11 protein-coding genes and 1 pseudogene are annotated in these 14,075 nt (G+C 41.3%); 7 read left to right on the forward strand and 5 right to left on the reverse strand.

Annotation, left to right across the window (positions count from 1 at the left end; translation table 11 throughout):
* Position 1 precedes the first annotated feature (1 nt).
* Positions 2-1,054: an efflux RND transporter periplasmic adaptor subunit gene (locus tag H5201_RS12970; protein WP_149981366.1), complete on the reverse strand. Its 1,053-nt coding sequence runs from the start codon at positions 1,052-1,054 to the stop codon at positions 2-4.
* A 246-nt stretch (positions 1,055-1,300) separates the two neighbouring features.
* On the opposite strand from H5201_RS12970, the gene H5201_RS12975 reads away from it, so the two are divergent.
* The 4 genes from H5201_RS12975 (at position 1,301) to H5201_RS12990 (ending at position 4,661) form a co-directional block, all read left to right on the forward strand.
* On the forward strand, positions 1,301-2,029 hold the full coding sequence (locus H5201_RS12975) for a DUF2982 domain-containing protein (RefSeq protein ID WP_149981365.1): 729 nt from the start codon (positions 1,301-1,303) through the stop codon (positions 2,027-2,029).
* Between the two features lie 16 nt (positions 2,030-2,045).
* Entirely contained in the window at positions 2,046-2,378 is a 333-nt protein-coding gene (locus H5201_RS12980) for a hypothetical protein (RefSeq protein WP_149981364.1), read from the forward strand.
* Between the two features lie 103 nt (positions 2,379-2,481).
* Positions 2,482-4,155, forward strand: coding sequence for a DUF1566 domain-containing protein (locus H5201_RS12985; protein WP_149981363.1), 1,674 nt, complete (start codon positions 2,482-2,484; stop codon positions 4,153-4,155).
* Entirely contained in the window at positions 4,152-4,661 is a 510-nt protein-coding gene (locus tag H5201_RS12990; RefSeq protein WP_182718369.1) for a DUF1566 domain-containing protein, read from the forward strand. Before H5201_RS12985 ends, H5201_RS12990 begins: the two co-directional genes overlap by 4 nt.
* A 9-nt stretch (positions 4,662-4,670) precedes the next feature.
* Here H5201_RS12990 and H5201_RS12995 read toward each other — a convergent pair whose 3' ends face one another.
* Positions 4,671-5,777, reverse strand: a complete 1,107-nt coding sequence (locus H5201_RS12995; protein ID WP_182739884.1) for a tRNA nucleotidyltransferase — start codon at positions 5,775-5,777, stop codon at positions 4,671-4,673.
* Between the two features lie 128 nt (positions 5,778-5,905).
* Here H5201_RS12995 and H5201_RS13000 point away from each other — a divergent pair, with 128 nt between their 5' ends.
* Both H5201_RS13000 and H5201_RS13005 read left to right on the forward strand, forming a co-directional pair.
* Complete coding sequence (locus H5201_RS13000) at positions 5,906-6,823, forward strand: ExeA family protein (protein ID WP_145235164.1); 918 nt, start codon at positions 5,906-5,908, stop codon at positions 6,821-6,823.
* A 13-nt stretch (positions 6,824-6,836) separates the two neighbouring features.
* Positions 6,837-7,862, forward strand: coding sequence for a general secretion pathway protein GspB (locus H5201_RS13005; protein WP_182718367.1), 1,026 nt, complete (start codon positions 6,837-6,839; stop codon positions 7,860-7,862).
* Positions 7,863-7,909: 47 nt separating this feature from the next.
* On the opposite strand, the gene H5201_RS13010 is transcribed toward H5201_RS13005, so the two are convergent.
* Both H5201_RS13010 and putA read right to left on the reverse strand, forming a co-directional pair.
* Entirely contained in the window at positions 7,910-9,106 is a 1,197-nt protein-coding gene (locus H5201_RS13010; protein WP_182739885.1) for an HD-GYP domain-containing protein, read from the reverse strand.
* Positions 9,107-9,214: 108 nt separating this feature from the next.
* Positions 9,215-13,018 (reverse strand): bifunctional proline dehydrogenase/L-glutamate gamma-semialdehyde dehydrogenase PutA, encoded by a 3,804-nt coding sequence (gene putA, locus H5201_RS13015; protein WP_182718365.1) that lies wholly within the window; start codon positions 13,016-13,018, stop codon positions 9,215-9,217.
* A 170-nt stretch (positions 13,019-13,188) separates the two neighbouring features.
* Here putA and H5201_RS13020 point away from each other — a divergent pair, with 170 nt between their 5' ends.
* The gene (locus H5201_RS13020; RefSeq protein ID WP_145235173.1) at positions 13,189-13,671 is read left to right on the forward strand and encodes a winged helix-turn-helix transcriptional regulator; all 483 of its coding nucleotides are present in this window, start codon (positions 13,189-13,191) and stop codon (positions 13,669-13,671) included.
* 215 nt (positions 13,672-13,886) lie between these two features.
* On the opposite strand, the pseudogene H5201_RS13025 reads toward H5201_RS13020, so the two are convergent.
* Positions 13,887-14,075 (reverse strand): annotated as a pseudogene (locus H5201_RS13025) (DUF2931 domain-containing protein); the annotation flags it as partial.

Genomic DNA, 14,075 nt, shown 5'->3' on the forward strand with positions numbered 1-14,075 from the left:
TTTACCCCTTCACAGTAACTTTGCTGCCTGAGCGAATTTTAATAATTCCTTCAGTAACAATTTGCTGCCCATTACTAATACCTTCATCAATGGCAACCCAGCCATTGTGACGACCTGCAACGTGAACCTCTACTTTGGTTGCTATTCCGTCTTCAATTTGAAAAACATAATGTTTATCTTGTTGTGGGATCACCGCTTTTTCTGGCACCATCATCGCTTGATTTGAGCTCAGTTGTAATGCTGTATTGAGCAACATGCCCGGGCGTAATAAACCACTTTTATTCGCGAAGCTGGCTGTGACTTCAACACTGCGGGTTATTGAATCAATTCGTGCACTAACGTGTGTTACTTTACCGGTAAAGGTTTTTTCAGGGTAAGCATCATTTTGGGTCATTACTTTCATGCCAACGTTTAATTGCGCAAGGTATTTTTCTGGGACTTTGAAATCGACTTTAATTATGCTTATGTCATCTAAACTTGTAATAATTGTGCTGTTATTTACATAAGCACCTACGGAGATTTGACGCTTACCTAAAATGCCTGAAAAAGGCGCGAAAATAGTCATTTCAGCCAATTTAGTTTTAGCATTTTCAAACTGCGCTTCGGTTGCATCAACGCGAGAAAGTTGCTCTTCGAGCAATGACTTTGCGGTTGCTTGAGAGCGAGAAAGCTCAGTTAAGCGTTCAAGTTGACGTTTTTCTTCACGTAAGTTAATTGCCAGTTCTTTAACGGTGAGTTCTTCTTGCTGCGATTGCAATTGTACGAGCTTTTGACCTTTACTGACTAAATCACCGTCTTTAAAATAAATGTCAGTTACGTAATCATTTTGTGCGCTTTTTATATAAATTGCTTGATTAGCGCGGGCACTGCCGATAGCCTCAATGAGGACTGCATTTTCTTCACTTGCTACAGTGTGAGCGGTTACTTGGGTAGCACTTGCTGTGAAGTCGGATTGCTCACCTTGGCTACTTGGTAAATAAAGATAAACACATAGCCCCAGAAGTAGAGTAATAATAAATGGAAATAGCGCTTTGCCAGATTGCTTTGCATACATTGTTAAAAATACCGGAAATTTAATTGCCTCTAGTGTACAAAATTACAGCGTGAATTGGCGGCCGCGTATCTCATAAATCTGTCGGTTAGGCGTAAAAGTTAAGTTATTTTTTTGTTTGTTCCTGTTTTGTGTTTGTATATGAGAGAGTTATGAAGTTAACGAGCAAATGTCCGCGTTGTATGAAAATACGAAAATTGATTATTTGGACTATAATTATGTACGTTTTTTATATTATTTTTTATCGTTATGGTTAAACGCAAAAATACTGTTTTAAAATTGCGTGCGCAAGGTGCGCGCAATGGTATCGAAATTCTCACTGTCGGTGCGGTGGGGCTGATATTTATAATGCTGTTTAATTTACTGCGGCCCGACGAAATTAGCATTTTCGAAACTTTTTTAGTGAGTTTATGTTTGGCTGCTATTTTTGTTGGTTTTTTAAAAACTCAAGAGCCATATTACAGTTTAGTTATTACAGAACAAGAACTTACTTATCAACATAAATATGGCTATTGGAGTCTGAAGCAAGAAAATCTAAATCGCAGTGGTATTCCTAAAGTAGAACAAGAACTTGAACCGCTTGAGTTAAATGCTGTAGGTATTAAACTTAATGACACTGATGAATTTTTATTACAATTAGCACCAAGAATTGCTGGTAAATTATTGATCGAACAACGGCATTTATTTATGCAAGTAATTCAAAAACATTGCAAAAATGGCAATTGCCCATCAGAATGGTTAGTTGAAGATAATCATTACACTTCTGTGAATGGTCGCAGTTTTAATGGCTTGATAGCCATGTTTGCTAATAGGATGCGACATCTACGGCAATTAACAGGATATGATTTACTGTTACCCGCAAGTGTATTAGATAGAAGTATTTGGGATTTTAGCCATAGCTTAAATGCATGGCGGAATAACCCAGTCGTATTTATAGAATCTCAATTAGAGAGACAGACGCCTGAAAATAGGCGTTAGTTAGTAGGATGAAGCGATGAGTCAAGATAGATCTTTTATTAAAAGTGGCAGAAATACCATAATCCATAAAGATAAAAAACTCGATTTAGTGATCGTGAATTCTGAAATACACCCAAAAATCAAGGTAACTCAACATGGTTTAGAGCCATTTAAGGAAGAGTTGCCAAAAAATCGTCGTGAAGCTAAAGAGCGCTATTTAGAAATGGTTTACATAGGTAGTGCTGACGTATTTGGAGAAGAGAAACGCTTACTGTTCATTCAGGCGTTAGATGGTCGTGAGTATAAGGTCGATTATAGTAAAATAGGCACAAAGTTATTTGTCCGTATTCACCAAGATAGCTATTTATAACATCCTCTTTTTGTATCTGGCATTGTTGTTGCTTAATTTATTGATTGGCGTGGCTATTAATATAAAAGCTACGTAATTTCAGTTTTAAATGAGGAATCAGTGCATGAAATCCCCTTTAATGGTTTTACCGTTGTTTGCTGTATTGACAGCATGCGGTGGTGGCGGAGGCGGCAACGATAATCCCGTAGTCGCAGCATCCGTATTTGCTGGCGATGATCAGCGCATTATTGAAAAAAGTGAATTTACTATTGAGGCCAAAGGGTCGCCTGCTGATGGTACCTTTACCTGGCAGCGAGTAAGTGGACCAATTATTGCCGGCTTTCCCCTCACTGGTGCACTACAAACCATTACTGCCCCTGATATTAAAGCAAACAGCGAGCTATTACTGCGTGTTAGTTATCAAACCACCGATGGCCAATTAGTTAGTGATGACTTGCTGATCGAAATTGAGTCAAATAATCAGCTTCCTCAAGTCATTGTCACTCAAACTGCACCCGAAACATTGCCTTCAGATTATAAAGATATAATTACCTTAAGTGGCGCCAGTTCAGTTGATCCGGATGAAAATGGCCAAATTAATAGCTATAACTGGCAACAAATTACAGGGCCAACGCTCGCTGTAGATAGTAATAGCAATGCAACAATTAGTTTCACTCATCCGTTACTTGATACCAACACGCAGATCACTTGGCTGTTAACGGTTGTCGATGATGAGGGGGGCGAGTCGAGCTCGCAGTATTCTCATACCTTAAACAAAACCAGTGAAGTCATTATTGCTAATGCTGGTATTGATCAAAGTGTTATTGAGCTGGAAAAAGTGACCTTAGATGCTACAGATTCCGAAACAGTAACAGACACCTTTAAATGCTACTGGCAGCAAACAGCTGGCACAGCGGTGCTTGATAACCAGCAGCAATGTATTACTTCTTTCACAGCACCGGCAACCGAAGCGGTCAACACCCATACTTTTGAAGTAACCGTGACTGATAGTAAAGGTCGCACTGATAAAGATAGTGTTGATATTGTGGTTAATTCTAAACCGCTTGGTCTTATCAATGATACTGGGATGAGCAAATGCTACAACAACACCCAAGAAATAGCCTGTACAAGTCCTGATTTTCCGCGTCAAGATGCTTCTGTTGGGCGCGATAGTGGGGTTGGCTCGCATATCGAGAAAGTGGGTAAAGGTGAGCAGGCTTTTGATTTTACAAAACTTAACCAGTTTGCCGATGAATTATTAGATAGCGCCGCTAATTTTAGTTGTATTCGCGATAACGTTACGGGTTTGATTTGGGAAGTAAAAAGCCCTAATACAGGCACTTTACCAAATACGGCGTTGCGTGAAGGACAAAATCATTATACTTGGTATTTAACTAGTGAAGATGGTGTGCAAACGGGGAGTAGCCTTGGCACGCCAAACAGCACTTGCCCAAGTAATAATAATTGTAACTTACAAGTGTATGTTAATGAAGTAAATGCTCTTGATTACTGTGGCGGTACTAACTGGCGAGTACCTAGCTACACAGAGCTATTAACACTACTTAATTATGGCAAGCATGGACAATCAATATTGCTCGATGAGAATTACTTTCCTAATACGCCTAATAGTAACTTATTAGCGGATGGACTAATTTATTGGACCTCACAAACTGCGGTAGATGGGACTAGCTTATCACAAGCGTATATTTTTGATATGAGCGACGGCAATGATTTGGCATATCCTAAAAGTGATACCGCGTTTGTGCGCTTAGTCAGAACCGCAGGAGCAACACAATGAAATCATTATTAATTGGCTTATTGTTAGCAAGCCCTGCAGCAATGGCTGTGCAGACCTGTTATGAAGGTGTAACACAAACAACGGCTACAGCGCGTTTTACAATGCACACCGATGGTACGGTGAGTGATAATATCACCGGACTTATGTGGCAAACCTGTAGTTATGGACAAAGCTATGACCTAACAACCAATAGCTGTTTAAACAGCATTGTGAAAGTTAATTGGCAAGAAGCATTAAGAGCTGCGGTAAACGACCGCACAGGTGCTTATAAAGATTGGCAAGTACCTAATAATAAAGAGCTTGCCAGTATTTTAGAACATAGCTGTGTAACCCCTAGTATTAATGAGACCGTGTTTTTGGGCAATTTAAGTGAGAACTATTGGACTAGTACATCAGGTATTGGCGATAAAACTTCAGCTTGGGTATACACCTTTGACAGAGGTCTTAACAGTTTGCACGATAAAGAGTCGTTCGTTTATTTACGCTTAGTGCGCTATGAAAAGTAACATCGCCGTTTAAAAATACTGCTGAAATACCTCTAACCGCGCTTGTTCTAGCGCGGTTTTTATTGCTGCGCCCTTAATGCCTTGCGTAATAAATTGCTGCGGGTTAATTGCTTTAGCTGCTTTGGTTGCTGTTAATAATAATTTTTGATTAGCCAGTGATGCTGCTTGGTTAATCTCAACGGCTTTTAGAACTGCCTCGAACCGTTCAGGGCGGCGCCATAAATCGAGTTGATTGCAGCAACTGAGTAGTTGCTCTGCGGTGATTGTTTGGCTAGTTAAGGTTGCTTGGTGGGTATTAAGTTGTAATGCTAAGTCGCGTACGTCATTTGGTAAACGAATAGTTTGACTGAGAATTTTAATCTCTTCTTGCGTCAATGATGCAGTGGCTTGTACAAACAATAATGCCTGATCGGTTATATTTTGGCTTTGTGCGTAAGCGTAACGGTTTTTTAGTTGTTGATATAACTCATCGCTCCAGTTACCTGCTAAGGCAGGGCTGATTGCACTAAGCGCGCCTAACTGCGCTAAAATATTCAAGAACTCAGCAAATGCGCCATCCGTTAATGATTTTTCACATTCTAGCCAAATGCGTTCTGCGGTGAGTGTTTGTAACTCTCCTTGGTTGATCATCTGTGTTAGCAATTGCTGGGTTTCTTCGGCAATCGTAAAACCAAGATAATGATAACGAGCTGCAAAACGGGCAACGCGTAATATGCGTAGTGGATCCTCGCTAAATGCGTCAGATACATGGCGCAAAATGCGGTTGTCTAAATCTTGCTTGCCGCCATAAGGGTCAATTAAGTTGCCATCTTGTGCTTTTGCAATAGCGTTAACGGTTAAATCGCGGCGGCGTAAGTCGTCTTCTAAGGTAACATCTGCTGAAAACTCGCAGACAAAGCCCGTGTAACCTTGGCCTTGTTTTCGCTCGGTACGAGCTAGTGCGTATTCTTCTTTAGTTTTTGGGTGTAAAAAAACGGGAAAGTCTTTACCAACTTGTTGATAGCCTTGTTTGATCAGTTGCTCAGGAGTTGCACCGACCACCACATAATCGCGTTCTTTGATGATTCGCCCTAATAGCTCATCACGAACTGCTCCACCGACCAAATAAACTTGCATAATTTCCCCTGAATATTAACTGTGCAAACTATTTTACGTTATTTAACTAATAAAACGCTAACAAGGTTTTCACTTACGCTGTTTTTTTGCCATTATAGGCCGTGATTTAATCAGTAAGGAAATTTAGGGTGTATTTAAGCTATTTTGGCTTGTCAGAGAAACCGTTTTCAATCGCGCCAAATCCACAGTACTTATTTTTAAGCGAACGCCATAAAGAAGCGTTGGCGCATTTAACTTATGGCTTAGGTGAAGCCGGTGGGTTTGTATTGTTAACCGGTGAGGTGGGAACAGGGAAAACGACCTTAACCCGCAGTTTGCAAGAGCAGTTACCTGAAAACACACAAGTGGCGTTGATCCATAATCCAGCACTGTCACAATTGGAACTGTTAGCGAGTATTTGCGATGAATTTCATATTGTTTATGACGAGCAAAATGCGACGTTAAAAACCTTAACAGATGCAATTAAAAAGCATCTTGAAGCGAATCATCAAGCAGGTGGCCACACTATTTTGATTATTGATGAAGCTCAGCTTTTAGCCCCTGACGTGCTAGAACAGCTTCGTTTATTAACTAACATAGAAACAAACCATAAAAAATTACTACAAATAGTATTGGTTGGTCAGCCAGAATTACAGGCTTTATTAAAGCGTAATGAGTTGCGTCAGTTAGCACAGCGGATCACTGCTCGTTATCATTTACTACCGTTAACTGAAGGACAAACTTTTGCTTACGTTAAGCATCGTTTGTATGTTGCAGGTTGTGATCGGGGACTATTCTCAAATGATGCGTTAAAAACGATTCACTTAGTTACTGCAGGTATTCCGCGTTTAGTAAACTTATTATGTGAACGCTGTTTAATGGGCGCTTTTTCTAAGCAGCTAACGATGATTGATAGTGATATAGTAATGCGCTCAGCACAAGAAGCGTTACCGCCGAGTGCATTAAGTTCCGTTAGTATAGAGCAGCAGTCGTCGTTTAATTGGCTCTATCCGTTGGCATTTTTAACTGTGCTCAGTCTGGGTATTGGTTTGTCGTTTATTCTTTAATTAATGGTCATATATGTCGTATTTATTAGATGCCTTAAAACAATCAGAACAACATGATGAAGCGTCAGCACATGACAGAAACGCTGAGCAATTAAAACAGCAGCAAGAACTGCAGCGTTATCGTTTTATTGCGATTTCGCTTGGCTTGTTGGTTGCTTTTTTACTGACCTTAATGGCAGGGTTTTCAATTGGTAAATGGTTACAAAAAAATCATTTTAATACCCCTGAACAAGTGGTAACGACTGTTCAGGATCAATCAGTGGAGCCTGCTGATGACAAAACACCTGTACCTGCCACAGTGAAGCCTGAGCAATCGATACCGGTGCAAACAAATCCAGTACAAACTAGCCCAGCCCAAGTTGCCAGCACGCAGCCGATGTCTCAGCCGCAATTTGTTCAACCTCAGCAATACCAACAAGCAGCAGGGCAATATCAGTGGGTGCAAGTGCCAGTAAATACTGCACCAGCTTATCCGCAAGGTCAGCCAATGCTGGTGCAAACACCTAATGGTTATCAGCAAGTATATGCAGCGCCTCAGCAGCAATATAATCCTAATGCAGTGCAAATGCAGCCAATGATTAACAATAGCGCTAGCAATATCGATATGAGTAAATACAAAGTATTGGGGAAGCCTATTGGCGAACCGACTAGTGAGAAATCAAAGCCGGAGGCAACTGTCAGCGATGAAGAACTTGAAACTGTGCCAACGGCGCTTAAAAACGCCTTTGCTCGCGCTATCGAAGATACTCAAAGCACCCAATCTCATCAAGTAACGCAAGGCACTAAAAATTCATCTTATGCTGAGCCGATTGAGTTACTACCTGATGCTTTGTTGGCATTGATGCCAGAAATTAAATACCAAGCGCATATTTACTCATCATCACCTGATAAACGTTGGGTAAAGCTCAATAATCGGGAGTTATATGAGGGAGATAGCATTGGGGACTTAAGAGTATTAGAGATCACTCCAGAGCAAACGGTGCTGAGTTTTGATGATTATGAATTTAGCTTAAAAGCGCTGCAAGATTGGCCCGAGTGACGATTATATAGCTACTTCGCGCAGGCCTATTTTGTTTTCGGTGATCATTACGGCAAAATTGAATTTTTGAAAAATCTAATTAAATCAATGTTGAAATCCGCTGGTTTAATGGCGGATTCTAACGAATCTTGATTTCGGTTATGCGCCAGATCTATATCTTGAACTTGCGTATAGTGAGCGTGTTTTGCATTGTAAAAAGTTTTCACTTGAGGTTTAAGAGGGCTGCTAGGGTTGCTTTTGGTCACTAGGCCGACTTTTTGACTCGACAGTTTAACTAACGTGCCAACTGGATGAACGCCAATACACTGAATAAATTTAGTCAGTAACTCGCCATCAAAGCTATCTGGACAACCATCTTTGAGTATTTTAAAGGCCTTGATTGGCTCCATGCCGGCCTTATAAACACGCTCAGCGGTAAGTGCATCATAGACATCAACAATCGATGCCATACGCACGTACTGGCTTATTTCATCAGCTCGCTTGCCAAACGGGTAACCCGTGCCATCTAGTCGCTCATGATGAAAGCCTGCAATATCGACGGCAATGCCTTTAAGGCCCGCTTTTTCTAAAATTTCTTTACTAAAACGCGCATGATCCTGAATCACTTTATATTCTTGATCGGTTAACTTACCCGGCTTATTAAGAATGTCATCCGGTATCTGAATTTTACCAATATCATGTAACAGCGCACCGGTGGCAAGTTCTTCAATAAGCGCTCGTTCAAAACCTAAGTGTTTGGCAAAAATACTGATTAAGATCGAGACGTTGATCGAGTGTTCTAGTAGGTAGGCGTCTTTTTCACGCATACGGGTGATGCATGCTAGCGCATCTTGATTACGAAATACCGAATCAATAAAGCCGCTAGCTAATTCCTTAAAGGGGGTAATATCTATAGTGTTACCGGCTTTTATATCGGTAAATGCTTTGCTTTGCAGTTGTTTTGCTTCGCTGTAGAGCTTAAATGCTTTGTCCATCTCTTGCTCAACACTATGTGTTGTAGACCAAGGATCACGTTGTTTAGGCGGTTCAACCTTTATATCGTTTGTTGTGGCAGTAGGAGTGAGTTCAACGATGGTTTTATCAGGATCAATTTCAACTTCTAAGATACCGGCTTTTATAAGTTGCTGTACGCCAGCTTGCGTTTTTACCCAACCTTGGTTTTTGATTTTAATTTTACCCGTTTGTTTAGTTACGCTATGTACAAACATACCTGGTATAAGCTGATCGATTGGGATAATTTTCAATGTGTTTACTTCATAATAAATAACATACTACAAAGTTAGCAAAATTCTTACTGGATAAGTAGTAAAAAGGGCGCTAATTAGCGCCCTTTGTTAATATCTACTTAAACTCTACTCGTCATCTTCAACTAAAGTCATTAGTGATGTATTACCGCCTGAAGCAGTTGTATCAATACTAATGGTCTTTTCTGTTAATAAGCGCTTGATTAGCGTGTCGTAGTACTCAGCACTGATCACTGGCAAGATAGCTCCTTTACGTTGCGCTAGCTGTTGACTGAAGTAGCCTAAGCGTGATGAGCGCGATGCAACAACAGCACCTGCTAAATGAGGGTGCGCCAAAATAGCTTGTAACTGATTCGGTTTAGCTACTTGGAATACCCCTTCAGCAATACCTGTTGAGATAAACTTATCTTTAAAGGCCACCGCTTCGTCATAAAATAACTCCGACGCTACGGTGATCACGGTATTACCTGCAGCAAGTGCGGTGATGATCGAAATAGCCCAGAAGTTAAACGAGGTACTCTTATCGGCATAACATACAACACAGCCACGCGCTTCAAGGTGAAGGGTGTTTGATTCACCTGTTGGCCCCGGCAAAGTAGTAAACTTACGCATGTGCTTTTCAAGGCGATTAAGTTGGGCACGAGCATCGGCAAGTGTTAATGCTAAATCGTCGGCTAACTCGTCAATAATATCGACTGTGGCAACTTTAGCTAATAACTGACGTACCGCTGAAACACGATCGTTCAGTGGGGTTGCGCGCCAAATTTTTTCATCGCGCATGGAGTTTGCCATTAACTTCTCGACTTGCTCAGCAGCACCTGAATAGTGGTGAGTGTCAAGCTCGTCTGGTGTTAAGTTAGTCATTTGCACGTTTTCAGGTGATGCTTTTTCTTTAACTAAACGAGTTAAGTAGTTAGGGCCACCTGCTTTAGGTCCGGTGCCAGATAAACCACGACCACCAAACGGTTGTACGCCAACAATCGCGCCAATCATATTACGGTTAACGTAGACGTTCCCGGCACGCGACATTTTTGCTAAGTATTCACAACGCTCTTCGATGCGTGAATGGATACCCATGGTTAAACCAAACCCAGTGTTATTTATTTGGTCAATCACGTTATCAAGTTCTGTGCCTTTAAAGCGAATGATATGTACACATGGGCCAAATACTTCACGTTTCAGTACAGATAGATCTTTGATTTCATATAAACGTGGCGCAAAGAAATACGCTCCGTTTTCGCTATTATCTGGAATATCACACTCATAATGCAGTGTTGCGTTGCCTTTTAAGTACTCAACGTGTTCGTTTAAGTTCTTCAAGGCTTTTTCATCAATTACAGGGCCGATATCGGTTGATAGTAATGATGGATCGCCAATGTGTAGCTCTTTTAACGCGCCTTTGATCATTTCAATTACGCTATCTGCGATATCTTCTTGAATGAACAATACACGCAGTGCAGAACAACGTTGACCAGCACTTTGGAAACCAGAGCTAATCACATCGTCAACGACTTGCTCAGGCAATGCTGTTGAATCTACGATCATACAGTTCTGACCGCCGGTTTCGGCAATCAACGGTACTTGAATATCATTACGTGCAGCAAGTGTTTGTGAAATGATGGTACCGGTCTCAGTTGAGCCTGTGAACATAACCGCTTGAATGCGCTCATCAGGAACAATAGTTTTACCTACTTCACTACCGCGCGCAATAACAGGCTGTACCACATGCTCTGGTAAACCAACAGATAACATAAGCTCAATAGTGCGCAGCGCAATATAGCTAGTTTGTTCAGCTGGTTTAGCAATAACAGTGTTACCAGTTACGATTGCTGCAGCAACTTGACCTAAGAAGATTGCTAATGGGAAGTTCCATGGACTGATACATAAAATCACACCACGGGCTTCAAAGCGCTCATCTTCACTTAGCTCTTCGGCGCGAGCTGCGTAGTAACGACAAAAATCAACCGCTTCACGTACTTCGTCAATACCATCTTGTGCTACTTTGCCGGCTTCTTTGATACAGATAGCCACAAGCTCGTCGTGATGACGTTCTAGAATATCAGCAATACGGCGTAATAGGTTTGCGCGCTCTTTAACTGGCGTTTGTGACCACGATTCAAAGGCGGTTTCTGCATTGCTTAGTAGAGTGAGCATATCATCGCTATTTTGTAGCTTGATATGACCGATGATCTCTTGATGATTGGCTGGGTTTTTAACTGCAATTGAACCTTCAGGAATATCGCTTTCACTAATACGGTGCTCTGCAAACCAGTTATCAAGATTTTCCTTGAATGGCGTGATCACATTGATATCGGTTAAATCCATACCTTTTGAGTTAGCACGTTCAGCGCCGTATAAATCAATTGGCATCTTAATTTGCGTGTTGTACTTGTTACGCAAACCTTGCAGTGTTTCTACCGGATCCGGTAATAACGATTCAACAGGTTTCGTGGTATCTACAATGGCGTTAACAAACGATGAGTTAGCACCGTTTTCAAGTAAACGACGCACTAAATAAGCCAATAAATCTTCGTGCTGACCTACAGGGGCATAAACACGACACTGAATTTTTTCTTCAGTTACGATTTGGTCGAATAATGATTCACCCATACCGTGCAGGCGTTGGAATTCAAAACCTTGGTTATCACCTTTAGCAACTTCTAAAATTGTTGCCGCAGTGTAGGCATTGTGGGTTGCAAACTGTGGATAAAGTACATCACGTGCTTCTAGCATTTTGATAGCACATGCTTTGTAAGATACGTCGGTGGTTGCCTTACGAGTAAATACTGGGAAGTGCTCTAAACCATCTTGTTGTGTGGTTTTGATTTCGGTATCCCAGTAGGCACCTTTAACTAAACGCACCATCATTTTACGACCAACACGGCTGGCAAGCTCAGTTAACCATTCAATCACAAAAATTGCGCGTTTTTGATACGCTTGCACAGCTAAACCAAAACCATGCCAACCAGCTAGGTCATCATCACTAAATACTGCTTCGATTACATCAAGTGAAATATCAAGGCGATCCGCTTCTTCAGCATCAACAGTAAAGCCAATATCGTAGCTTTTAGCTGCCATGGCCAGCTCTTTAAGCTTAGGCACAATTTCGTTCATGACACGTTCTTTATGAGTAAACTCATAGCGAGGATGAATCGCAGACAGCTTCACTGAAATACCAGGGCTCTTAATTGGGCCACGGCCATTTGCCGCTTTACCGATAGCATGAATCGCATTCATATAGCTATTGAAATAACGCTGTGCATCTTTCATGGTGCGAGCGCCTTCGCCAAGCATATCGTATGAATATACATAGCCTTTTTGCTCTTTTTCTGCAGCGCGTTCGATGGCTTCGTTAATTGTACGACCCATAACAAACTGCTTACCCATGATCTTCATGGCAAAGTTTACTGACTTACGAATAACCGGCTCGCCTAAACGACCAATGGTTTTTTTCAGTACACCAAACTGCTGTTCTTTGGTTTTATCAGTGTAGTTAACCATTTTACCGGTCACTAATAGACCCCAAGATGACGCATTAACGAATAGTGAGTCGCTGCTGCCTAAGTGAGAGCTCCAGTCGCCTTTGGCTAACTTATCGCGAATTAGCGTGTCTTGAGTGGCTTTATCTGGCACGCGAAGTAATGCTTCAGCTAAGCACATCAATACCACGCCTTCTTCACTAGAGAGAGAGAACTCATTAAGTAGCGCATCAACACCGCTTTGACCGTCTTGATCGCGACGAATAGTGTGAACTATCTGGCGAGCACGTTCCCAAGCACGGCTGCGGGCTTTTACGCCAACTTCAGCAAGCGGTAAAATATGATCAATTACAGCATTTTCGTCAATGCGATAAAAGTCACGGATTTTTTGTCTGATTGGACACGTTGTTGTCAAATCGCCGTCAAATAACATAAGCAACCCTCTGGTGTATGGAGTCTTGCAGCTAAAAAATTTCGCTGCCCGATTTTTATGTACGTAATGCGTGCATTCTAATTAAAATCCAGCAGAATATGCTGGTTAAATTTAGCGTTTTACGATAATTTACAGGGCATACCTTAAACTTATCCGCATAAAATTCTGTTATGACAAGTCCGAATAGATTACGCATGCTCGATCGTATCGATTTAGCAATTTTAGACGTTCTGCAAAAAAACGGCAGAATATCTAATGTTAACCTCGCAAAGCAGGTTAACTTAAGTCCCAGCCCGTGTCTTGATCGAGTAAAACGGCTTGAACAAGAAGGTTACATCGAAGGTTACTTTGCCAAGTTGAGCGAAGCCAAACTTAATCAAAGCTTAGTCGCGCATGTGCAAGTGTCGTTAGTGACGTCAAATACTGCGGTATTTAAAGTGTTCCGTGAACATATTTTAAAAATAAAGCAAGTGGTTGAGTGCGACATGGTTGCTGGTGGCTATGATTACCTATTAAAGATTCGGGTTTCGGATATGGATGAATACCGTCAAGTGCTTGGTGATTTAGTCGATATACCGGGTGTTGGTACGCACCACACTTATATGGTGATCGAAAAAATTAAACAAGACACAGGGCTCAGACTCGATACTTAAATTTAAAAGTTATTTATATATCCGATTATCTTAAAATGGGAGTGGTGTTGAAATTAAAATCGATTCAGAAAAGGCATTGTTGCAAAGTAATGCCTGATATTAAGCACCTATGATGCTTATAATCTTTTTATAAAGCTTGTCTCGCATCACTTTGTGGGCCAAAGCTACGGGCCGCCTCTACTCATAATTTAGAGAATGTTAGGGCTGTGGCTCTGCTACTTATTCTCACGCCACTGGGCTTGCCCTGAGCCAAGCTCGTGTAATACGCGACCTGTAAACCCAGCGGATGGTGTATTTGAAACCCAAACCTTTATCTCACCTGATTCACCCATACCGACTATTAAATATGGTTTTACATCTTTAAAAACCTTACCTGTATGCGCTGTGTATGAAGGTAAATTTTT

This window comes from Pseudoalteromonas sp. SG43-6, assembly GCF_014164365.1.
GTDB classification, from domain to species: Bacteria; Pseudomonadota; Gammaproteobacteria; order Enterobacterales; family Alteromonadaceae; genus Pseudoalteromonas; species Pseudoalteromonas rhizosphaerae.

Excerpts from the sequence above, each read along its gene's own strand:
- H5201_RS12970 (WP_149981366.1), bottom strand. The coding sequence starts at position 1,054 with ATGTATGCAAAGCAATCTGGCAAAGCGCTATTTCCATTTATTATTACT.
- H5201_RS12975 (WP_149981365.1), top strand. The coding sequence starts at position 1,301 with ATGGTTAAACGCAAAAATACTGTTTTAAAATTGCGTGCGCAAGGTGCG.
- H5201_RS12980 (WP_149981364.1), top strand. The coding sequence starts at position 2,046 with ATGAGTCAAGATAGATCTTTTATTAAAAGTGGCAGAAATACCATAATC.
- H5201_RS12985 (WP_149981363.1), top strand. The coding sequence starts at position 2,482 with ATGAAATCCCCTTTAATGGTTTTACCGTTGTTTGCTGTATTGACAGCA.
- H5201_RS12990 (WP_182718369.1), top strand. The coding sequence starts at position 4,152 with ATGAAATCATTATTAATTGGCTTATTGTTAGCAAGCCCTGCAGCAATG.
- H5201_RS12995 (WP_182739884.1), bottom strand. The coding sequence starts at position 5,777 with ATGCAAGTTTATTTGGTCGGTGGAGCAGTTCGTGATGAGCTATTAGGG.
- H5201_RS13005 (WP_182718367.1), top strand. The coding sequence starts at position 6,837 with ATGTCGTATTTATTAGATGCCTTAAAACAATCAGAACAACATGATGAA.
- putA (WP_182718365.1), bottom strand. The coding sequence starts at position 13,018 with ATGTTATTTGACGGCGATTTGACAACAACGTGTCCAATCAGACAAAAA.
- H5201_RS13020 (WP_145235173.1), top strand. The coding sequence starts at position 13,189 with ATGACAAGTCCGAATAGATTACGCATGCTCGATCGTATCGATTTAGCA.